Origin of the sequence: Vallitalea okinawensis (assembly GCF_002964605.1) — a bacterium.
Lineage (GTDB): Bacteria > Bacillota > Clostridia > Lachnospirales > PQDH01 > Vallitalea_A > Vallitalea_A okinawensis.
Genome location: NZ_PQDH01000011.1, coordinates 1 through 21,316, shown reverse-complemented (window position 1 = coordinate 21,316; position 21,316 = coordinate 1). Strand labels below are relative to the sequence as shown.

Here is a 21,316-nt window from a genome sequence, read left to right as displayed (position 1 = left end):
ATTTAATCAGTCCTTGTCATACCGTATATATCGTATATCTCATCTGTATAAACACCCACTTCTTCATATACGATTAATGGTGGGTCAACCTTCAACATAGGTTTACCTCGTCTAATAGCTTGAATCAGCACCATATTAGGTTCCTTATCAATGAAAGGATGAACCATACGCATACGTTTAGGCTCAAGATGATACTTTCTTAAGAGATCCATAATATCCACTAGGCGATGAGGTCGGTGCACCATATAGAAACTTCCTGATACTTTAACCAGTGATGCGGCAGCCTTAATAACATCTTCTAAAGAACAGAGTATCTCATGTCTTGCTATAGCTTTTGGTGTAGAATCATTGGTGAGTCCTTTACCACTGTTCATATAAGGTGGATTAGATGTAACAACATCAAAGCTAGAAGGATCAAATAGCTTAGTGGCCTCTTTTATATCACCTTGGATGATAGATACTTTGTCGTCTAACCCATTTAGGGTAACACTTCTTTTGGCCATTTCCGCACTGTCTTTTTGAATTTCTAATCCGATAAAACGACTTCCTTTGGTTTTTGCTTCTAGAAGTATGGGAATAATACCTGTTCCTGTCCCCAAATCTAGAACTTTTTGCTCTTCAGTAACTTCTGCGAACCCAGATAGCAAAATGGCATCCATTCCAAAACAAAATTTCTTGGGATGTTGGATTATTTTGTAACCTTTACGATGTAATTCATCCAGCCGTTCTTCATCTTTTATGTGGATCATTCTATTTTCCGCCTTCAATGCTATTACCAATGCGTTCATTATCTAATTCTTTTAATGCCTTTTCTTCAGCTGCATCGATAACTTCAACATTTGAGTTGTTGTGACGTCCACAACTTTTACAACCTTTTTTACGTCTCAATATTTTAATATCGTCAACATGATAATCTCTAATCTCAGTTTCATCTTTATCCTTTTTACGGATAATAACCTTAACCATTTGTCTAATGACATTGATGTGCTGTACTTCACCTCTACCATCTGGTGTGTCGACTGAATCACCGTTGACAGGCAGCTTTCTATTAAGCTCTTCATAAGTGCTTTCTTCGTACTTAAGACAACACATCAGTCTTCCGCATACACCAGAAATCTTGTTAGGATTTAATGATAGGTTTTGCTCTTTTGCCATCTTGATTGAAACAGGTTGGAATTCTGTTAGAAATGAAGAGCAACAAAGTTTCATACCACAGACACCTATTCCACCACACATTTTTGTTTCATCTCTAACACCAATTTGTCTTAATTCAATACGGGTTTTAAATACAGAGGCTAGATCTTTAACCAGCTCTCTAAAATCTATACGACCTTCTGCTGTAAAGTAAAATAGTACTTTATTATTATCAAAAGTATATTCCACATCAATCAATTTCATATCTAAACCATGCTTTGTTATCTTTTCAAGACATGTATCAAAAGCTTTTTTCTCTTTTCTTTGATTTTCTTCATTCTTATCATCATCCTCTTGATTCGATACACGAATGACTTTCTTAAGGGGAAGGACTAATTCCTTTTCCTCCACTAAACGGGGACCGATTACAACTGCTCCATACTCAATTCCTCTGGCAGTCTCAACAATAACATGATCGCCTCTTTTTATCAATTTTCCAGCGCCATCAAAGTAATAGATCTTGCCGGCTTTTCTAAATCGTACACCAATTACAGTTACCATTCGAATTTTCTCCTTCACTTGAGATTTAGTAATAGTATTTCCATGGTTAATTGAAAATTTGTATTTCGCCTTAACTTATATTTTGTTTCCTCAATTAACTGTAAATTATTTAATATACTTTCATAAGTTCCATGACTTTGTTCTTTAATCAGATCTATGTTGTCTTTATTCATTATATAGCCAGTATCCCCAAGTTCCTTATAAAATAGAATATCTCTATACCAAATTGTCATAAAATCTAATATCGATTGAATTTGATCTTTATATTTTTCTAGTTCCTTATATTGATTCATCCGTTCAACCTTATTGATGGTCTTTAGAGTAGTTAACAAACTGATCATTTCTTCTTTCATGGAAACAAATTCTTCTGATATAGCCAGTTTTTTCGCTAAACCAATGGACCCATTTGAAAATTGAGCGTATATATCTGCTTGATAATCTGGCACTCCTTCACTTTTAATCAAGTAATCTTTAATGATATCAAAGGATTGGGGACGTAAATTTAATAGCACACATCGTGATAATATAGTGGGTAAAAAGCTGTTGCTATTCTTTGTTAACAGTAGAATCATTGCATAGCCTGGTGGTTCTTCTATGGTCTTCAATAAGGCATTCTGTGCTTGCTCTGTTAACTTTTCTGCCCTATCGATAATATAAATCTTATACGGATACTTATAAGGTTTAATATCAATGGTGTCTTGAACTTGTTTTCTGATCTCTTCGACCCCGATAGATTTTTTTTTCATTTGCTCCACATAAATCACATCAGGATGATTGCCAGAATCAAAAGTTGTACAAGATATACATGTATTACAGGGTGTATCTCCCTTTTCCTCGCATTGAAGGGTTTTAGCAATCGTACCAGCAATAAGCTTCTTACCACTACCTTCTAACCCTTCTATAATATAGGCATGTGATAATCTATTTAATCGGATTGAGTTTTGCAAGTGTTTCTTTATATCTTCATAACCGATTATATCTTCAAAGGTAAACATTTTGCACCTCATCGTTATATGATTAACCTCAAAAAGTAATTCCCCTCTTCAAAGTACTTTTTGTGACTTCACCATTATATAAATTAAAAAACTCATAAGCCTAAGGCTCATGAGTTTATTTTATAAGTTTTCCACTAAAAAAGCAAATTTTTTGAATCAATTTAAAACTTAGATTGTATTTTTGAGCTTTTTAAGCTAAAAGGTCTAGTAAAAGCCCTTTAATTTGCCCTATCTTATCCAAAATAGAAATCTGTTTTTTTTCTTCGCTAAGTAGTTCTTTGGCTAATTCATCTAAATGCTCATTAACAAGTTTTACAATACCATAGACCCTATGTCGTCCTCTTCTATCTAAGAAGTTCTCTCTCGAAAATTTATGTGAGCGATAAACCACTTCATTCATAAATTCTGTTATGAGTAAACGGTATTGTTTCATATCACGTATATCCATATGGTCGACTATCTTTTGTCCTTGCACTTGTATGTCTCTGAGAATTTGATCTAATCTAGCTTGAAGTTGTTCTTCCTCTATTTTACTCAGCAAAGTAAATTTAAAATCTTTTGTTTTATCCGTTTCTTGAGTTGCTCTAACACTATTGATGTCAGGCATTTTTATCTGGTTTACTTTAAGATCCATTTAATCCCTCCACATATCTAATGGGATTACACCTTATATTTTTAGGAACTGGTCTACATCAAGAACAAATACTGTAGCACCGCCTACTACAACCTCAACAGGATAAGGAACTCTTCCTGATGGTAACCCACTATGGTGATCTAATGTTAACTGTTTGCGTGTTGTACACTCTTCTTTAATAATATCAATAACTTCATCTACTTTTTCTTTAGGTACACCAACCATCATTGTTGTGTTCCCTTGCTTTAAAAATCCACCTGTGCTAGCAAGTTTAGTTGTTTGAAAACCATTATTACTTAATGCATGAGATAATTTTGCTGAATCTTCATCATGAATAACAGCTAATACTAATTTCATAGAATCCCCCACTTTCTAAAGATTTCATATCTTTTATAATACGGTTTCGAGTAGTTTTAATACCTCTTTATGAATATCTTCAATGTTCTTGGATGCATCTATAAACTGAATACGGTCAGCGTGCTTCTTGGCTAAAATTTTGTAGCCATCACATACTGTTTGATGAAACTCAATCTTTTCTCCTTCAAGGCGGTCCAAGGTCTGCTGTTCAGACTTCCTCTTAATACCTTCTTCAGCATCGATGTAGAGTAAAAATGTAATATCAGGAACTAAACCTGCTGTAGCAAAACTGTTTATGGCTTCAATGTTATCAATTCCAAGATTTCTGGCTACACCTTGATAAACAACACTGGAATCAACAAATCGGTCACATATGACGACTTCACCTTGTTCTAATAAAGGTTTTATCTTCTGCTCAACGTGCTGTGCTCTTGAGGCTGCATAGAGAAGTGCTTCTGTCATATTACACATGTCATGATTTTCTGGTGATAAAATAAGATTTCTTATCTTCTCACTGATTACAGTACCACCGGGCTCTCGAGTTAGATGAACATGGTATCCTTCTTTTTCTAAGTAGTCCTTTAGTAAATTGATTTGTGTAGTCTTTCCTGAACCATCGGGTCCTTCTATAGTAATAAATCGTCCCTTCATGCATTAACCTCTCTTTTTATTATTTTTATGTCATCTCTTCCCAAAATATTGATACCTTTTATTAGATTATCCTTTAAACAGTCTACAATTTCATCTGTTATGACCTCACCAGGCGCTACTACAGGAATCCCTGGTGGATAAGGTATCATATAATCACCACTTATAGCTCCTCTTGCTTCATGAAGAGATGCTCTTTCTGTATCAGCAAAATAAGCTTTACGAGGCGTTAGTTTTATTATCGGTTGAATAGGTTGTCTATAGTTTATATCGTCTTTGACTTGTTTATGCTTTAATCCATCATCAATAGCCTGTAATGCATCGTATAATGCGTTTAATGCCTTTTCACTATCAGCAACAGTACTCATAGCTATTACCATACTATCTGTGGCCATTTCAGTCTGTATATGATAATCTGTTCTTAACATCTTTTCTAATTCTATTCCAGTCAAATTAGTATCCATGGTACTAATCAGTATCTTTGTCATATCCATATCTACAATATTACTACAACTAATGAGCTCATTATCCATTAGTTGAAGATGCTTTAAAGTCTTTAATTGCTTTCTTATTGTCTTGAGGTTCTTTACATATTGTTGAAATAACGCCTTACCGTCGCGCTCTAATAAGTGCCTACAGTTATCTAAGCTAGTCATCAACACATAAGAAGGGCTACTGGTTTCATAAAGTCGTAAAGCACTTTGTATTTTGTTTTCATTGACACCACTGTTATTGATATGCAGAATAGCACTTTGCGTCAGTGATGGTAATGTTTTATGGATACTTTGAATAACAATATCCGCACCTTGACTCAAAGCTGTCTCCGGAAACTCTTGATGCATAACAAAATGTGCGCCGTGTGCTTCATCCACGATTAGCACTTTATTGTTTGCATGTAGTATTTCAGCTATCTTCCTAATATCGGAAGTGAATCCCTCATATGTTGGACTTGTTAGTACCAGTCCTTTCGCATTTGGGTTTTGCTGTATCATTGATCTGACTTCTTCTGGATCAATACCTCCAACTAAGCCATTCTTATTAATAATCTTTGGATATATATATATAGGATTAACACCTGTTGTTATTAGACCATCATAGACACTTCGGTGACAATTCCTAGCAACTATTAATGAATCTCCTTCTCCACATACAGCAGTTATAGCTGCCATGAGCCCAACCGTTGAACCATTTACAAGAAAAAAGCTCTTTTCAGCTCCAAATAAAATAGCTGCCTTTTCTTGAGCAATCTTAATGACTCCTGAAGGCGCATGAAGATTATCTGTTCCATCTACTTCTGTCACATCAATTGTATATAAGTTCTTAAGGCTGCCTAATCTCCCCATTTTATGACCTGGCATATGCATGGGGTATATTTCGCTATAATCCATTAGATGGTCATAAAGCGTCTGATCCATTATCATCACACCCCTTTTACATCATTGAGTAATTTGGTTCATTACCTTTCACATGTCTATACTTTAAGTATAGCTTTTAACACTTTTAATTTCAACTGGATATGTGTCAATTGCATAACTCATATATGTAACTATATACATATATGAGTTATGCAATTGGATAAAATTAGGTGGTTTTTTAACAATTTATTAACAATTACATTAAATATTTATTAAAATTGTAATAATTATTAACCTGTACTTTATTGCTTTATAGTAATTTTTAACTTATACTTAATTTAGATTAAAGGTTATGACGTTGTAATAAGGTCGAAATTAACTCATCTGCCTAGAGGGTTGTGTGAGGAGAGAATTTTATGTATGATGAATTCTGTATGAATTTTAAGCAATATTTAAGACACCATTCTAGTAACTTATGTAAAAATAAAGAGCTGTTAGAGATATTAGGACCATTTTATGGTTTATCCAATTTTGATACTTACGAAAATTGGAAACTAAGAAGTGATATAAGGTATTATGAAACTTCAAATTTGGTACATCATCTCAGTACGAATATTGATCAATATCCAGCCTTTGAAATGTTCTATCAAGAGTTATGTGACCAAGGTTATGATGCACATAAAAGTGAAGAATTTCTGTCTGATATAATTGTCGATCAGCTTAAATTAATCAACCTTCTTTTGGGACCAGCAACTGCTGAGCATCAGAAGATTGGAAGTTAAACTCAGGGAATTCCCTGAGTTTTTTATTCCTCCCAAATCATTTTGGCTAATGGAAATGGATCTAGAGCTCTATCCAGTATACCTTGAACATAGGCAATTAAAACCCCATAGTTGACCATAGGTACACCTACCTCTTTGGCTCCCTGAATACGCGTCAGCATACCTCTTCGATTTAGCATGCAACCTCCACAGTGTACAATGAGTGTATAATCCTCTACATTATCAGGAAAACCACTTCCAGAAGTATAATCAAATGCTAACTGTTTACCCGTTGATTGTCTTAACCATCTTGGTATTTTCACACTTCCAATATCGTCGGATTGACGGTGATGAGTACATCCTTCAGAAACCAATATTTTGTCTCCGTCTTTTAGATTTTTAATAGCCTTAGCCCCTTTAATGAGTTCTACTAAATCTCCTTTGTGACGAGCAAATAGGATAGAGAAAGATGTCATTAATATATCCTTAGGTGTGTCTGCAGCAACTTTTAAGAAAGCCTGTGAATCCGTAACAACCAGCTTTGGTTTTTTACCCAAGTTTTCTAGGGTTTCTTTCAGCTCAAATTCTTTTGTTACTACTGCCATGGCATCACTTTCTAAAATATCACGAATGGTTTGCTGTTGTGGTAATATTAAACGTCCCTTTGGTGCTGCTTTATCTATTGGTGTAACCAATACGACAAAATCACCTGGATTAATCAAGTCACCTAATATCTTAAACTTTTCTTCGTCATCGGGTAATAGCTTAATGATCTGCTCTTTTAAAGCATTAATTCCCTTCTTATTCAGTGCTGATACTGAGATAACAGGCATTTTAAATTGAGTCTTTAATTCTTTGATTACTTCCTCGGAGCATTCTTTTAAGTCTTCTTTATTGATGACTATAACCGTAGGTATTTTTTTCTCACGTATTTTCTTTAAGGCTTCTTCATCTTCAGCAGTTATACCAACAGAAGCATCAACAGCATATAGTGCCACATCGGCTTTACCTAAAACCTCCATGGTTTTCTGTATTCTAAGATCACCCAATCCCCCTATATCATCCAAACCTGCTGTATCAATGATAACACAAGGACCAATAGGTAAAATCTCCATTGATTTATAGACTGGATCTGTGGTGGTACCTTTCACCTCTGATACAATGGCAATACTCTGATTGGTCAAAGCATTAATGATACTTGACTTCCCTGCATTCCTCTTCCCAAATAAAGCGATATGGACCCTTGACGATCTGGGTGCATTATTTAAACTCATCGTGTATCCCTCCACTCTAAGTATTGTTAGCTTAGTTGTTATTTTAAACTTGTTTAATATATCAATTGAAAACAAATTTAGAGAATTAACTCACATACTACTGGTATTAAACACATTCTATATCTGGTTTTCTATGGCTATCTGCGTATTATAACTAAGATCCCCCTATACCGAAAGCAGATAAGGGGTCCTATGGAGTAGCGAACCATGGACGGTGAGCCCAGCTGTCTAAGACATGGACGTCTTTCCAGCTGGCGTAATAGGATCCCTTATCTGCTTGACCCTATTAGTATTAACGAATGGAGCTTACATTTGTCCAGGTATCCCCGGCTTAGTAATCGCATAAGGATTCAATATCTCTTTTAACTTCTCCTCAGTCATCAATCCTCTCTCTAAAACAACCTCAGAGATAGTCTTATTATGAGCCATTGCTTCTTTAGCAATATCACTTGCCTTATGATACCCAATATGATGAACCAAGGCTGTTACTAGAGCAGATGAGTGCTCTAAATGCTCTTTACATACGTTTTGGTTTACTTCTAATTCTTCGATGCATTTCTCTCTAAAGATCTTCGTACAATCTCTTAATAACTCTAAACTTTCTAAAAGACTGTCAGCAATAAGAGGCATGAAGGCATTAAGTTCTAATTGACCCGATGCACTTGCCATAGTGATGGCATGATCATTTGCCATGACTTTCATAGCTACTTGAGCTACCATCTCAGGAATAACAGGATTAACCTTTCCTGGCATGATACTAGATCCAGCTTGAACTTGAGGGAGTCTTAATTCTGCTAACCCACCCTTTGGTCCTGACCCAAGTAATCTCAAGTCATTTGCTATTTTCATCATATTAACACTACAAGCCTTTAATAACCCTGATACCTCTACAAAGACATCAGTATTTTGGGTAATATCCATAGGGTACTCACTTCTAGCTAAGCCGAGACCTGTTAAACTCTGTATGGCATCTGTCACCATATAAATGTATTTTAATGATGCATTCATTCCTGTACCTATAGCCGTTCCACCTAAATTAATTTGTCTTAAGCGTTCTTCTACCTTATAGATACGCCATCTATCTCTAGCGGCTGCTTTAGCATAAGCACCAAATCCCTGTCCCACCATCATAGGTAGGGCGTCCATGAGTTGAGTTCTACCTAATCGTATACTATCACTGAAAGCATTTTCCTTTTCTTGAAGTGCAGTCTGAAATAAAGATAGTTCATCTGCTAATTCTCGTAATAAACGAATAGCCGCTATACGTAAGGCCGTTGGATAAACATCATTGGTTGATTGAGACATGTTCACATGGTTGAGAGGATCAACTATTGCATAGTCGCCCTTTGTGCCACCTAACAGTTCAATAGCTCGATTAGCAATCACTTCATTAACATTCATGTTAGTGGATGTACCTGCTCCTCCTTGAAGGGCTGATACAACAAAGGAATCATTCAACTTGCCTTCAATTACTTCGTCAGCAGCTTCCATAATAACTTTTGCAATCTGATCATCCAATTGTCCAAGCTGCTGATTAACCATTGCAGCTGCTTTTTTGATTAACGCTATTTCTTTAATAAGTTTTAGATTAACACTGTTGGTATGGAGGTTAAAGTTATCCATAGCTCTTTTAGTATGAATGCCGTAATAGCCCTCATCTATCAGTTCTATTTCTCCAAGCATATCCTTTTCAATACGCATAAACCTTTGTCCTCCTGTCTATAAGTATAAATCCCTTGTTCCTGATGTCATTTTGTTTAAGTTCTTTCGAACCATTTCTCTGACTTTATCGCTTTCTATTTTTTCAAGCTCTTTTTCTATAAGTTTTTTACCTTTTTCCATAAGGTCCTCATCGCCGTAATCTAACATGTATTCAAAGAGTGTCATCAAAGCATTGGGTTGACAAACATTATGAATTTGACCACTTTTGGCTAAGCGCATGAAGCGGTCACCAGTACGACCACTGCGATAACACGCTGTACAGTAGCTTGGTATATAGCCGTCAGATACAAGTTCTTTTAGGATATCCATTGGTTCACGGTGGTCCTCTAGAGTAAACTGTGTTACCGTTCTTCCATCTTCACGATCTTTATAACCACCTACATCGGTACATGATCCTGCACTGATTTGAGACACACCATATTTAAGAAGTTCTTTTCGCATCTCTGCTGATTCTCTTGTTGATAAAATGATCCCAGTAAAAGGTACAGCTAGACGAATGACTGCAACAATCTTTTTAAAGGTTTTATCATCAATAATATTGGGGAATTCCTCAATACTCATTCCTTCTGCTTTTTTCAAACGGGGAACAGAAATGGTATGGAAGCCAACACCGAATTTTTCTTCTAGATGTTCGTTATGAAGCATCAAGCCAAGAACTTCAAATTTATAATCTGCTAGACCAAAGAGAACCCCACCACCAACATCATCAATTTCTGCTTCCATAGCTCTATCAAAGGCAGTTAAATGGTAGTTATAATCGCCTTTTAGTGATTTTGGATGCATATATTCATATGCTGGTTGATGATAAGTCTCTTGGAATAATATATAGGTCCCTATGTTAGCTTCTTTAAGTTTTTTATAATTTTCCACTGTTGTGGCAGCAATATTGACATTGATACGTCTAATGGCACCATTCTCATTTTTTGTACTATAGATCGCATCAATGGCATCCAATGTAAAATCAATATCACAATTAACTGGGTCTTCCCCTAATTCAAGAGCAAGCCTCTTATGACCCATCTTCTCAAGCAACATGACTTCTCTTTGAATTTCTTCTCTCGTTAATTTAACCCTTGGAAATTTATTGTCACGTTTATACCCACAGTATTTACAATTATTTACACAGTAATTACTTACATAAAGTGGTGCAAACACTACAACTCTGTTACCGTAAATACTATCCTTTATTTCCCCGGCAATCTCTAATAACATTTGTAACTGTTCATCATCATCAATGTTTAAAAGGGTTGCTATTTGCTTATGGGATAAACCTCTTTTTTCTTTAGCGATATCTAATACCTTTTGTATTTCTTCCTTTGTCGTTCCTTTTGTTTCCTCAATTAACTCATTGATATACGGATGGTTAATAAACATATGAATGCCTCCCCTGATTGATATAGGTGTAAATTACTCCACTTCTTTTTTGGATATGGATGTCTTGACGCTAACACTATCCATTCGTCCTAATTTTCCTGTTAAGCTATTGATCTCATCGACTGTGCCTATGACTGTGATGGATATGACTGTAATACCTGCATCGTGTAACGGTAAACCCATGCGTCCTCTTATAATACCTTTAAAGCTTGTAATAATTTCGTTAAACTTCTGCTGCGTATTTTCTGGTTCCTCTAAAATAGCACTAATTACTGCAATTTTCTTCACCATGAACACCCTTTCAATCAATTTACATTTTTGTCCATTACAATTTCTCTATTATGAATCAACTGTTAGTTGTCTTTGTCTGTCATTTCAAGTTATTTATGAACGTATGATTCCTGGCTACACCAAGAAAAGTGGCTATCGTCACGTTTCATGTATGCGCAAGAAAGTATGGTTCCTTGCTTGATCATTTCGTGTAACGAAATGTATGAAAAGTAATGAGGTTCGACGCCTCATTGCTTTTATAAGCAAAACGCAGTACTTTCTTACACTATAAAAAAACTTCCTGCTTGAGGAAGTTATACGCATAGTTATCGTTAAAGAATCTTTGAAACAATTGCAATCATTAGACGCAATTATTTTAACATTCCTAAAAGGCATCATAAGCCTTTTGCCGACTATGAATAACTTCCTTTCAGATAAGACATCTCTCGTCTGTTAGGGCGTTACATTTTAAATTGGAATAGTATAAGAGTTAATCTCATACTATTCTCTTTTATTTTAACAACTTTTGCGTCCACTTTCAAGTGATGTTGGTTAATTCCTTAACAAACAATAAAATTTACGAAAAATAGTACATAATCATTCATTACATTCCTATGATTATGTACTATCACTTAATTTTTTATTGTGTTCTAATAGCTTGTAAAGCACTTAATTTCATTGCTCTCCTTGCAGGTAAATAACCTGATATAATACCAATTAGGGTACTAAATGCTAATGATACTAATGCAAGCCATGCTGGAATCAGGGAAAGTTTCTCCTCTTCTCCCATACCATATACAAATCCTCCTGCAAAATGGTTAATGACACCAGATAATAAATAACTTAAGCCCAAACCTACAAGCCCACCCAAGAAACCAATTAATGCTGCCTCTACAAGGAATAAGCGTTTTATATCTTTAATATTAGCTCCAACTACTTTCATAACACCAATTTCCTTAGTACGCTCATATATAGCCATGATCATGGTATTTGTGATACCGATAGCTGCAACTAATAAGGATATACCACCTATGCCTCCTAAAACAGCTTGAATAATAGCCATTTGTTTCTTAGCTTGCTCAATATATTCTAGATCACTTCTAGCTCTTACACCATAGGCTTCTATATCTGTGATAAGCTGTTCCACATTCTCCATATCGTTAACGTATACCCAAGCTCTTTCATAACCTTCTGAGTCATCTACGTCTTCACCTTTAGCTTCCTTTAATTCATTCATAAATGTTTGCCAATAGTCAATACTGACGAATACGCTATAGTTCTTATCGTATCCACTAGGCTCTAATACACCAACAACCTCAAATCCATACATTTCAGGATTCTCATAGTCATCCGTATAACGTGGCATAAAAAACTCTATTTCTTCACCGTATAAATCTATAGGCTCCTCAGGCGGCTCCCAGTTACCTGATGATGAATCATACATGTTCTCCCAAATGCTAGAGCCAGCAACGATTTCTAGTTCATCATCCTCATTCAATAGTCGCCCTTCAGCTATTTTGAAATCAAAAACTTTCATTGCCGATGGCTTAATAGCATAAAGTTCACTCCACATGTTGTACTCTTCATATTTCATTTCAACATTATAATCTCTTATAATAGGTGTTACAGCAACCACATCAGGATGACTCATGATTTGCTTCAATTGATCATCTGTTATAACGGGCTCTTCTTCATCGAAATCCATATCTTCGTTGTACGCAGGATTAATTTCAATGGTATTTAAGCTTCCCATTTGATCAAACTGACTGGTAAACATTGTATTTAATCCAATACCAATGGATAACATAACGACAATGGAAGTGGTTCCAATGAGAACTCCCAATATGGTTAATAGAGCCCTTAGTTTACGACGTGTTAAATTTTTAAGGGCCATGCTAATTATATCAGATGGCTTCATCAAACATCAGCTCTTTCTTTTTACGTCTTCTTCTAATGATTAAAAGAATAACAATAATAAGGGCACCTAAGGCAACTCCACCAACAATCCAAGGTGTTTTACTGCCTTGTTCTTCTTCCATACCCTCCATATTCCCCATATCTTCATACATATCAAAATCTGGTTCTGGCATTGGCTCCATAATATCTAATGTAAATTCTTCTGTAGATTCATGAACTTCACCTCTTGTATCTTTATAAGATACTGTAATGGTTTCATTCATGGTACCTACTTGATCAGGACGTAATTTGAATTTAAATTCATGACTTTGACCGCTATCCAAGTCACCAACGAATATTGTTTCTTCGCCAAGGTCACCTTTTATAATGGCTTGAAGATTTTTTACCTTTACATTACCTATATTGTTACATGTAATATAAACATAACCTTTGTCACCTGCAAATTGAGGTGCGCTGTCTGTATTAAAGTTAACAACTTGAATTTCAGCAGGTTGCACTACTTGGATACCAATTTGATCTGTACTTGTTCCTTTTGTAATTTCATCCGCTTGCTCATATTCATATTCAAAGTTAACTTCAATCTTATAGTTACGTGCTTTAGCATCTGGCACTGTGTAAAATCTTAATTGTTGACTGGTTTTTGCTCCTGGTTCTAAATAGGGAACATAAAGTGTATTACTACCATCAACAGGTGTAAATACATCATCTTGCGTATCTTCACTATTCTCTTTAATCTGTAATGTGACTTTCATGTTTTGAACAGCTTTTTCGCTATTTGTATTCCATAATGTAAGATCTAAATTAAACTCTTCACCTGCATTAACGATTGTGGGATCAGATGAATAATCGGATACAATCACCAAAGGTACTGTACTTGTACTTGATGCTGATTTACCTTGTACATTAATTCCTACATACTGACTAAATGACATCTCTTCTTTGTTTTCAGTATAAGTAAAAGTTAATTTAATAGGATAATTTTTTGTTTCTACACCATCAATAGCCCTAAAAGAATAAGACAATGTAGTCTTTTCCCCAGCTTCTAGTGTATCTAGAATTTTTTTATTTAAAGATACTGGAATGATCTTATCACTTTCAGGCTCAGCTACTATTTGTAGATCTGAAGCTTTACCTTCTCCCATGTTAACGACATCAAAATCCACTGTGAATTCCTCATTAACATTAACCTGCCCTAGCTGACTCATATTTTCAACAGCTAAATTAACTTTTCCTGTAAATCCTTCCCCTTCAACTGGAATGAAGAGTTCAAATTCTTTCGTTTTAGATTCCTTGTAGTTATCTATGTATGTTACTGTACCGTTAATAGGATACAAACCTGATTCTAATTCTTCTTTTGGCGTAATACTGTATTGAACATTTGATTTAACCATTCCTGGTATACTTAATATATACTGCTCTGACTGATTATCTGTTACTATGAAATTATTATTTGATGATAGTACCACTAAAACATTTTCTGCTTTTAATGTACCCGTATTTTTTAAGCTAAGATTTATGTCAAACTCTTCACCTGAAATAGGAGTGCTGACATCATATGTTAGAGAATCAACAATAATTTCTGCTGGTAGTTGATCCGTTGTAACCTTCACATATACAAGAGCAGTCTCATCATAAACAGTCTGAGATGCCTTATATTTAATATTAAAAACTATGGGGTATATACCTTCTTTAGCATTCTTGTCTACTTGCAAGACAAATTCCAATAGATGATTATCCCTCATTTTGATTGACTCTATTGTTTGATTCAACAAAAGGCTATCTCCTATAAATGGAGAGTCTTCTTCTAACGTAGGAGTTACCTCTATATTTTTTAAGAAATATGTACTTATATTTTTAATATCGATTGGAATTGTTATTGTTTGACCTGCCTCTACTTCTGGCATATCTTTATTAACTATTTCAATTCTAGGTGAATATGTCTCTGTTGCAAGCACTGGCATCGCAATGATTATTATTATTATTAATGCTAAAATTCCTTGATAGACTCTTACTCCTCTATTGCTTCGCATAATTGTTCTCCTTCCCTTAACATTGTTTCTACTGCTTCTATTTTTCCATCTCTTAAATGAATAATGCGATCTGAATATGGTTTAATTTCTGTATCGTGACTAACTACTATTAATGTTTGATCATTTTCTTTAACCATTTTATACATCAAATCTAAAATAATGATTGTTGTTTTTGTATCCAAATTCCCTGTTGGTTCATCAGCAAATATAATTTTAGGGGCACCTACAAATGCTCTTGCGATACTCACCCTCTGTTGCTGTCCACCACTCATTTCATTAGGCTTATGAAAGAGTCTGTCTCCTAATCCAACTTGCCTTAACATTTTTGCTGCCATTTTATTTCTTTTTGAGGCAGGTATACCTTTAAATATAAGCGGCATTGCTACATTCTCTAATGCTGTTAATGTTGGAATTAGATTATAAGACTGAAATATAAAGCCAATGTGTTTTTGCCGAAATAAGGTTACATCTTTTTCTTTTAATTGATGGATAGGTGCTTTACCTATATGTACTTGCCCCTTAGATGGTTTTTCTAAACCTGCAATCATATTGAGAAGGGTACTTTTCCCTGAACCTGATGGACCAAAGAGGCAACATATTTCTCCCTTATTGATGGATAAATCTACACCAGCTAAGGCAGTCACTTTCTCTTGACCCATTCGATAGACCTTCCAAAGGTCTTTTATGGTGACGATTTCTCTCATATTCCCACACTTTCTTTACAAAAATAAGACTTCTTGAAATTTAATCCATTAATGGTCATCCAATTAATTATCATACACCCAATTTGAAAATTTTTCAAGTGTCTCCGTCTTAACTTAACCTTAATAATAAGTAAGCAAAAGGACCTACACATAGGTAAGCCCTTTTACTACAATAATAATGAATTATTGCTCTATATCATTGTCTATTACTAAATACTCATTTTCTTTTTTTTCTTACCCTCACGTCTAGCCCGGATATCATGTAAAAGGGCATAATTAACCGGTATGATGATTAATGTGACAACTGTTGAGAAGATCAAACCTCCAATCACCGTTATCGCTAATGGTGCTATCATCTCCGTACCTTCACCTATACCTATAGCAACTGGTATCATAGCTAACACCGTGGTCATTGTAGTCATAAGAATAGGTCTTAAACGAGTAGGACCAGCCTTTAAAATAGCTTCCTCTACTGTACTGCCCTGTTCTTTTAATTGATTGATATAATCAATTAAAACGATGGCATTATTAACAACGATACCTGCCAACATGATAACACCCATCATGGCTGGCATGGTTAATGTTGTACCAGTGATGAATAATCCTATCATAGCACCAACAATGGCATAAGGAACTGAGAACATAACGATAAATGGTGTTACAAAGGATTCAAATTGTGCTGCTAATATAAAAAATACAAGGAATATTGACATGATTAAAGCTAAACCTAAGCTCATAAAAGACTCCATCATGTCTTCATACTCACCAGTAAAGTAAAAAGTATACCCTTTAGGCATTTGATAATCTTCTAGCTCATTTTTAATAAGTTTTTGTGCTTCCGTTGTACTTATTCCATATACATCAGTATCTACATTCATAATACGGTTACCACTTTTACGAGTAATACTTACTGGTCCTTGAACAATTTCCACATCTGCTATTTCATTTAAAGTTACAGTGGTTCCTAGTTGTGTAGGTATTTGAATATTATCGATATCATTTAATGTTGAGGCATAATCAGAATCGTAAGATACATTAAGATCTATTTCTGTACCATCCACATTTAGTTTAGTCGGAACGCTTCCTGCTACATAGAGCTGGAGCGTTTGTGTTACTGTTGGTACATTTAATCCATATAATGCAGCTTTTTCTCGATCGATAGTTATGATCGCTTCAGGAACACCTTCTCCTGATGAACTTTTCACTTCTCGAGTTCCTTCAATGCCTTCTATGATATCCACAAAATCGTTGGCAATCATATTGAGCGTATCTAAATCATCTCCAACAACTTCGATGGTGATATCTCCACCACCTCCGCTCATCATACCCATGGATTGAGAATCAATATTGAATTCAGCCCCAGGTATCATCATAATCTGTGGACGAATCTCTTCCACTACTTCATGGGTTGGTCGTCTATCTTTATCTTCACTTATATCAATAGAGACTTTGGCACTTCCATCATCTTTTATTGTATAGTTAATGTCTTTTTCTTCACTAATACCTTCAGCAATTTCTACTACTTGATTCGTTATATTAAAGGTCTTTTCTTGTGTTGTACCTTTTGGTAAAGCTAAATTAATATTGATAATACCTTGGTCTAACTCTGGCATAAAGTCCATGCCTACAAATGGAATTAACCCTAAAGTAGCAATGAATAAAATGAGCATGAAAGCCGCCGTTATTTTTCTTTTATTCAAAGTTGCATCTAATAGCTTTCTGTATTTTTTATCTAAGGTATTAAAGAGATTTCCCCATAAATCCAGAATTTTGCCAAAATACTTATTTTCTTTATTCTCTCCTACATCGTCAACATACTTGGATGCTAACATCGGTACAACAGTTAATGCCACAACTAAAGATGCAATTAGAGATGCTGTTACAGTTAATGAAAGATCTCTAAATACATTAGCCATCATATCTTCTACAAAAACAATCGGTAAGAATGCTGCTATAGTTGTTAATGTTGATGCCGCAACAGCCATTGCTACTTCCTTTGTTCCTAAATGGGCTCCCTCTACTTTGGATTGTCCCTTCTGTCTATAACGGAATATATTTTCAATAACAACGATTGAATTATCCACTAGCATTCCGACCCCTAGAGTCAAACCGCCTAAAGATATCATATTTAATGATACATCCATGAAGTACATTAATACGAATGTAAAGACAATGGACAGAGGTATGGATAAGCCAACAATTAATGTACTACGTACATTTCTTAAGAAAAGAAAGAGTATAATAACAGCAAACACTATCCCTAGAACAGCTGCACTACTAACGGAACTAATGGAGCTTTCAATGGATTCTGCTGAATCATAAAGAATTTTAAAATCTAAATCAGGATACTCGTTTTCTAAGGTTTCAATCTCCTTCCTTAATTCCTTAGCAACCTCAACTGTATTTGCTATAGACTCCTTATTTATGTCAAGTGTTATAATTTGTTCACCATTAATAAAAGCATAAGATTTCATATCCTTGTCTACTTGCTCTATTATAGCTACATCACCCAATTTTACAGGTCCTGTAGATGTAGGGATTGGTAGATTCTTAATATCTTCTAAGGACTCAAACTCACCAACTACTCTAATAGACATTTCTTTTGAGCCGTAAGCAATGTCTCCTACTGGAAGATTAAGATTTTCGGCACTAAGCAGTTGAGTGATTGTTTGTGGTGAAATTTCATACCCTTCCATTTTGTCTGGTAATAATGTTATGTCTACTTTATGTTCTTGACCACCAGATACATCAATGGAGCCTACTCCCTCAATTCTTTCTAAACGACCAACAATTTCAGTATCTACTATGGTCATCAAGTCCTGTAACTCTTCTCCTCCAGCTACACCTATAGTCATAGCTGCACTAGCATTAGGATCAATCGATACAATTAAAGGGTCACCTGTTCCTTCAGGTAGATAACCTTTTATCATATCTACACGTTCACGTACATTGATACCCGATACATCCATATCTGTACCGTCAGTAAATTGAATAATTATACGTGATTGCCCTCTTGACGATGTTGAATTAACCTCTTGAACATTACTCACAGTTGATAAAACATCCTCTAAAGGTTCTGTCACAAGCGCTTCTACTTCACTTGGTGAAGCACCTTCATAATCTGTCATAACCACTATAATTGGAATATCTATAGCTGGAAAAAGGTCTAATGGTATCTTTGATAATGATACTAAACCAAACATTAACACAATTAATATACAGATAACGGTGGTAACAGGTCTCTTAATCGATAATTTAGTAACATCCATGTACTCTGCCTCCTTAATTTACAACAACTTCTAATTGATCTCCGTCACCTATATAGTTCTGCCCTTCTCCGACTAGGATTTCTCCTTCTTGAATACCATCAAGAATGATCATATTTTGCCCATCATTAATACCTGGCGTAATGTATCGCTTTTCACTCCTATTTTCATTTACTACATATACATATTGACCCTCTTCATCTGTTAATACTGCATCCACGGATACGAGAAGCCCCGATTGTTGCTTTGTTGTGAAGATAACTTCTGCAAACATACCTGGATAAATCTCTCCACTTGTATTATCAATTTCAACAGTTACCATGTACTTACCTCTTTGTTGATCAGGTGCTATACCTACGTTGGTTACTGCACCTCGATAAGCTTCTTCAGACACAGCTGAAACATATACATCTACTTGGTCACCTTTATTGATACTTTTGATTATATTTTCTGTAACACCAACATCTACTAAAATCTTATCTGTTTGCACGATAACATATGCTGGATTTTGCGTTGATACAATTTGCTCATCAACTACTGTTGCTGTAGTTACAACTCCATTAATAGGACTTTTAACATCTGTATCATCAATTGCATCTTCTAATGTTTGAATTTGAAGTAGAAGTTGCTCTTTTTGTAACTGTGCTTGTTGTAATTGAGCTTCTGCAATAGTTGTATTTGAAGAAGATAGATCTCCAACATATAAATCGTAATTGAGTTTGGCTGTATCATACGCTACCTGGGCTTGCTTATAGCTTGATTCAACGTTTGTAAACTGTTGCTCAGACACAGCTCCACTTTCATAAAGTACTTTTGTATCTTCATAAGCTTTTTGTGCATTTTCCAAACCAATTTCTGTATTTATTACCATTTGCTCTAATTGAGATAATTGTTGATCGTACTGTGCACCTGTTGCTAAATTTAATGACTCTTGCTGCATTGAAATGGCTAGATTAGCTTGCTCTAGTCCCTTATACGCTTCCTTCAATTGATTATCTAATTGTGTACTATCAATAGAGAAAAGGACATCATCTTTTTTTACTTCATCGCCAACTTCATAATATACCTCATCAACTATGCCTGGTGAAACTGGGAAGACCATAACTTGCTCACTTGACGCTGTCTTTGATGCAAATGTTTGTTGAATTTTCAATGTATTTTGCTCAATATTTTTTACTTTCACAGGTGTACCTGTTGACATTTCTACTTCCGTAGTTTGCCCACTACTTGACGAGCACGCTGTGGTAGCAGTAATCATTACTAAACATAATGCTATTGCAATATACTTCTTACTTATCATATTAGTAAAACCTCCTATATGTATATAAAAATCTTTATAAGACTAATCAGGAAAATAATACCCTTAAATGATGACAATTTGATGACATTTGAATAAGGTTCATAAAATGTTCAAAGTTTTTTCATAACGGATATTTATAAGAGCAGGCTTACATATGCTTTTTAATGACTTCAACATAATAGAAAAAATTATAGAAAAATAGACATGAAAAAAGCACTATAGAATATCTATAGTGCTAAATGAATCACCCGGGGCTCGAACCCGGGACACCTGGATTAAAAGTCCAGTGCTCTACCAACTGAGCTAGTGATCCATACACAATGCCCAGAGGCGGAATCGAACCACCGACACGAGGATTTTCAGTCCTCTGCTCTACCGACTGAGCTATCTGGGCATATGAATTGCGGAGAGAGGATTTGAACCTCTGACCTTCGGGTTATGAGCCCGACGAGCTACCAGACTGCTCCACTCCGCGTCATTATGGTGGAGGAAGAAGGATTCGAACCTTCGAAGGCGTTGCCAACAGATTTACAGTCTGCCCCCTTTGGCCACTCGGGAATTCCTCCATATGGAGCCGACGATCGGACTTGAACCGATAACCTGCTGATTACAAGTCAGCTGCTCTGCCAATTGAGCCACGTCGGCATATACTATACCTAAATTACCATAATGATTATATTTATTAAGTTTTAAATGGTGGGCGCAACAGGGCTCGAACCTGTGACCCCCTGCTTGTAAGGCAGGTGCTCTCCCAGCTGAGCTATGCGCCCAAATAAACTTTTACTACAATTCTCACTGGGATGAGAATTAAACGACCCAGAAGGGACTCGAACCCTCGACCTCCGGCGTGACAGGCCGGCGTGCTAACCAACTGTACCACTGGGCCATGAAGTTTGTAACTTCAAAATTACACATTGAAATATCAAATATCACCATTATAACTCTTACTAAATCTTTTTAGGTCAAGACCTCGACCTATTAGTACTGGTCAGCTGAACGTATTGCTACGCTTAC

17 protein-coding genes and 7 tRNA genes are annotated in these 21,316 nt (G+C 35.5%); 1 reads left to right on the top strand and 23 read right to left on the bottom strand.

The features are described from left to right. Nucleotides 1-2: 2 nt before the first annotated feature. From C1Y58_RS22035 to C1Y58_RS22005, 7 genes are all read right to left on the bottom strand, one after another. Nucleotides 3-749 carry a tRNA1(Val) (adenine(37)-N6)-methyltransferase gene (locus C1Y58_RS22035; protein WP_105618890.1) on the bottom strand — a complete coding sequence of 249 codons (747 nt, stop codon included), beginning with the start codon at nucleotides 747-749 and terminating at the stop codon, nucleotides 3-5. Between the two features lies 1 nt (nucleotide 750). Further along, nucleotides 751-1,695: a PSP1 domain-containing protein gene (locus tag C1Y58_RS22030; RefSeq protein WP_105618888.1), complete on the bottom strand. Its 945-nt coding sequence runs from the start codon at nucleotides 1,693-1,695 to the stop codon at nucleotides 751-753. A 14-nt stretch (nucleotides 1,696-1,709) separates the two neighbouring features. After that, on the bottom strand, nucleotides 1,710-2,690 hold the full coding sequence (locus tag C1Y58_RS22025; RefSeq protein WP_105618887.1) for a DNA polymerase III subunit: 981 nt from the start codon (nucleotides 2,688-2,690) through the stop codon (nucleotides 1,710-1,712). A 190-nt stretch (nucleotides 2,691-2,880) separates the two neighbouring features. Next, nucleotides 2,881-3,324, bottom strand: a complete 444-nt coding sequence (locus tag C1Y58_RS22020) for a YaaR family protein (protein WP_105618885.1) — start codon at nucleotides 3,322-3,324, stop codon at nucleotides 2,881-2,883. Nucleotides 3,325-3,357: 33 nt separating this feature from the next. After that, a complete protein-coding gene (locus tag C1Y58_RS22015) occupies nucleotides 3,358-3,681 on the bottom strand; it encodes a cyclic-di-AMP receptor (protein WP_105618883.1) in 324 nt (107 codons plus the stop codon). A 33-nt stretch (nucleotides 3,682-3,714) separates the two neighbouring features. Then, nucleotides 3,715-4,332, bottom strand: coding sequence for a dTMP kinase (gene tmk / locus C1Y58_RS22010; protein WP_105618882.1), 618 nt, complete (start codon nucleotides 4,330-4,332; stop codon nucleotides 3,715-3,717). Then, nucleotides 4,329-5,744 carry an aminotransferase class I/II-fold pyridoxal phosphate-dependent enzyme gene (locus C1Y58_RS22005; protein ID WP_170311665.1) on the bottom strand — a complete coding sequence of 472 codons (1,416 nt, stop codon included), beginning with the start codon at nucleotides 5,742-5,744 and terminating at the stop codon, nucleotides 4,329-4,331. Before C1Y58_RS22005 ends, tmk begins: the two co-directional genes overlap by 4 nt. A gap of 356 nt (nucleotides 5,745-6,100) precedes the next feature. Between C1Y58_RS22005 and C1Y58_RS22000 the strand changes: the two genes are divergently transcribed. Next, on the top strand, nucleotides 6,101-6,466 hold the full coding sequence (locus C1Y58_RS22000; RefSeq protein WP_105618877.1) for a hypothetical protein: 366 nt from the start codon (nucleotides 6,101-6,103) through the stop codon (nucleotides 6,464-6,466). A gap of 23 nt (nucleotides 6,467-6,489) precedes the next feature. On the opposite strand, the gene hydF is transcribed toward C1Y58_RS22000, so the two are convergent. From hydF to C1Y58_RS21920, 16 genes are all read right to left on the bottom strand, one after another. Further along, entirely contained in the window at nucleotides 6,490-7,719 is a 1,230-nt protein-coding gene (gene hydF / locus C1Y58_RS21995) for a [FeFe] hydrogenase H-cluster maturation GTPase HydF (RefSeq protein WP_105618875.1), read from the bottom strand. 306 nt (nucleotides 7,720-8,025) lie between these two features. Then, nucleotides 8,026-9,420, bottom strand: a complete 1,395-nt coding sequence (locus C1Y58_RS21990) for an aspartate ammonia-lyase (RefSeq protein WP_105618873.1) — start codon at nucleotides 9,418-9,420, stop codon at nucleotides 8,026-8,028. A gap of 18 nt (nucleotides 9,421-9,438) precedes the next feature. Continuing rightward, nucleotides 9,439-10,815 (bottom strand): [FeFe] hydrogenase H-cluster radical SAM maturase HydG, encoded by a 1,377-nt coding sequence (gene hydG / locus C1Y58_RS21985; protein ID WP_105618871.1) that lies wholly within the window; start codon nucleotides 10,813-10,815, stop codon nucleotides 9,439-9,441. 33 nt (nucleotides 10,816-10,848) lie between these two features. After that, nucleotides 10,849-11,103 carry a TM1266 family iron-only hydrogenase system putative regulator gene (locus C1Y58_RS21980; protein ID WP_105618870.1) on the bottom strand — a complete coding sequence of 85 codons (255 nt, stop codon included), beginning with the start codon at nucleotides 11,101-11,103 and terminating at the stop codon, nucleotides 10,849-10,851. Between the two features lie 622 nt (nucleotides 11,104-11,725). Continuing rightward, entirely contained in the window at nucleotides 11,726-13,003 is a 1,278-nt protein-coding gene (locus tag C1Y58_RS21975; protein WP_105618867.1) for an ABC transporter permease, read from the bottom strand. Next, nucleotides 12,990-15,032 carry a COG1361 S-layer family protein gene (locus tag C1Y58_RS21970; RefSeq protein ID WP_105618865.1) on the bottom strand — a complete coding sequence of 681 codons (2,043 nt, stop codon included), beginning with the start codon at nucleotides 15,030-15,032 and terminating at the stop codon, nucleotides 12,990-12,992. The genes C1Y58_RS21975 and C1Y58_RS21970 overlap by 14 nt, the downstream gene beginning before the upstream one ends. Next, nucleotides 15,011-15,691, bottom strand: a complete 681-nt coding sequence (locus tag C1Y58_RS21965) for an ABC transporter ATP-binding protein (protein ID WP_330404496.1) — start codon at nucleotides 15,689-15,691, stop codon at nucleotides 15,011-15,013. Before C1Y58_RS21965 ends, C1Y58_RS21970 begins: the two co-directional genes overlap by 22 nt. A gap of 254 nt (nucleotides 15,692-15,945) precedes the next feature. Next, nucleotides 15,946-19,005 carry an efflux RND transporter permease subunit gene (locus tag C1Y58_RS21960; protein ID WP_105618862.1) on the bottom strand — a complete coding sequence of 1,020 codons (3,060 nt, stop codon included), beginning with the start codon at nucleotides 19,003-19,005 and terminating at the stop codon, nucleotides 15,946-15,948. A 13-nt stretch (nucleotides 19,006-19,018) separates the two neighbouring features. Beyond that, nucleotides 19,019-20,302, bottom strand: a complete 1,284-nt coding sequence (locus C1Y58_RS21955; protein ID WP_105618860.1) for an efflux RND transporter periplasmic adaptor subunit — start codon at nucleotides 20,300-20,302, stop codon at nucleotides 19,019-19,021. Between the two features lie 240 nt (nucleotides 20,303-20,542). Beyond that, nucleotides 20,543-20,615 (bottom strand) — tRNA-Lys (locus tag C1Y58_RS21950). A gap of 8 nt (nucleotides 20,616-20,623) precedes the next feature. Beyond that, nucleotides 20,624-20,696: transfer RNA gene (locus C1Y58_RS21945), tRNA-Phe, on the bottom strand. 7 nt (nucleotides 20,697-20,703) lie between these two features. Further along, a tRNA-Met gene (locus C1Y58_RS21940) sits at nucleotides 20,704-20,777 on the bottom strand. A gap of 6 nt (nucleotides 20,778-20,783) precedes the next feature. Beyond that, nucleotides 20,784-20,868: transfer RNA gene (locus tag C1Y58_RS21935), tRNA-Tyr, on the bottom strand. Nucleotides 20,869-20,871: 3 nt separating this feature from the next. Continuing rightward, a tRNA-Thr gene (locus tag C1Y58_RS21930) sits at nucleotides 20,872-20,947 on the bottom strand. A 49-nt stretch (nucleotides 20,948-20,996) separates the two neighbouring features. Beyond that, nucleotides 20,997-21,072: transfer RNA gene (locus C1Y58_RS21925), tRNA-Val, on the bottom strand. A 42-nt stretch (nucleotides 21,073-21,114) separates the two neighbouring features. Continuing rightward, nucleotides 21,115-21,188: transfer RNA gene (locus tag C1Y58_RS21920), tRNA-Asp, on the bottom strand. Nucleotides 21,189-21,316: the final 128 nt, after the last annotated feature.

What these genes read in the sequence shown, in the direction of transcription:
- C1Y58_RS22035 (WP_105618890.1), bottom strand. Translation starts at nt 749, where the DNA reads ATGATCCACATAAAAGATGAAGAACGGCTGGATGAATTACATCGTAAA.
- C1Y58_RS22030 (WP_105618888.1), bottom strand. Translation starts at nt 1,695, where the DNA reads ATGGTAACTGTAATTGGTGTACGATTTAGAAAAGCCGGCAAGATCTAT.
- C1Y58_RS22025 (WP_105618887.1), bottom strand. Translation starts at nt 2,690, where the DNA reads ATGTTTACCTTTGAAGATATAATCGGTTATGAAGATATAAAGAAACAC.
- C1Y58_RS22020 (WP_105618885.1), bottom strand. Translation starts at nt 3,324, where the DNA reads ATGGATCTTAAAGTAAACCAGATAAAAATGCCTGACATCAATAGTGTT.
- C1Y58_RS22015 (WP_105618883.1), bottom strand. Translation starts at nt 3,681, where the DNA reads ATGAAATTAGTATTAGCTGTTATTCATGATGAAGATTCAGCAAAATTA.
- tmk (WP_105618882.1), bottom strand. Translation starts at nt 4,332, where the DNA reads ATGAAGGGACGATTTATTACTATAGAAGGACCCGATGGTTCAGGAAAG.
- C1Y58_RS22005 (WP_170311665.1), bottom strand. Translation starts at nt 5,744, where the DNA reads ATGGATCAGACGCTTTATGACCATCTAATGGATTATAGCGAAATATAC.
- C1Y58_RS22000 (WP_105618877.1), top strand. Translation starts at nt 6,101, where the DNA reads ATGTATGATGAATTCTGTATGAATTTTAAGCAATATTTAAGACACCAT.
- hydF (WP_105618875.1), bottom strand. Translation starts at nt 7,719, where the DNA reads ATGAGTTTAAATAATGCACCCAGATCGTCAAGGGTCCATATCGCTTTA.
- C1Y58_RS21990 (WP_105618873.1), bottom strand. Translation starts at nt 9,420, where the DNA reads ATGCGTATTGAAAAGGATATGCTTGGAGAAATAGAACTGATAGATGAG.
- hydG (WP_105618871.1), bottom strand. Translation starts at nt 10,815, where the DNA reads ATGTTTATTAACCATCCGTATATCAATGAGTTAATTGAGGAAACAAAA.
- C1Y58_RS21975 (WP_105618867.1), bottom strand. Translation starts at nt 13,003, where the DNA reads ATGAAGCCATCTGATATAATTAGCATGGCCCTTAAAAATTTAACACGT.
- C1Y58_RS21970 (WP_105618865.1), bottom strand. Translation starts at nt 15,032, where the DNA reads ATGCGAAGCAATAGAGGAGTAAGAGTCTATCAAGGAATTTTAGCATTA.
- C1Y58_RS21965 (WP_330404496.1), bottom strand. Translation starts at nt 15,691, where the DNA reads ATGGGTCAAGAGAAAGTGACTGCCTTAGCTGGTGTAGATTTATCCATC.
- C1Y58_RS21960 (WP_105618862.1), bottom strand. Translation starts at nt 19,005, where the DNA reads ATGGATGTTACTAAATTATCGATTAAGAGACCTGTTACCACCGTTATC.
- C1Y58_RS21955 (WP_105618860.1), bottom strand. Translation starts at nt 20,302, where the DNA reads ATGATAAGTAAGAAGTATATTGCAATAGCATTATGTTTAGTAATGATT.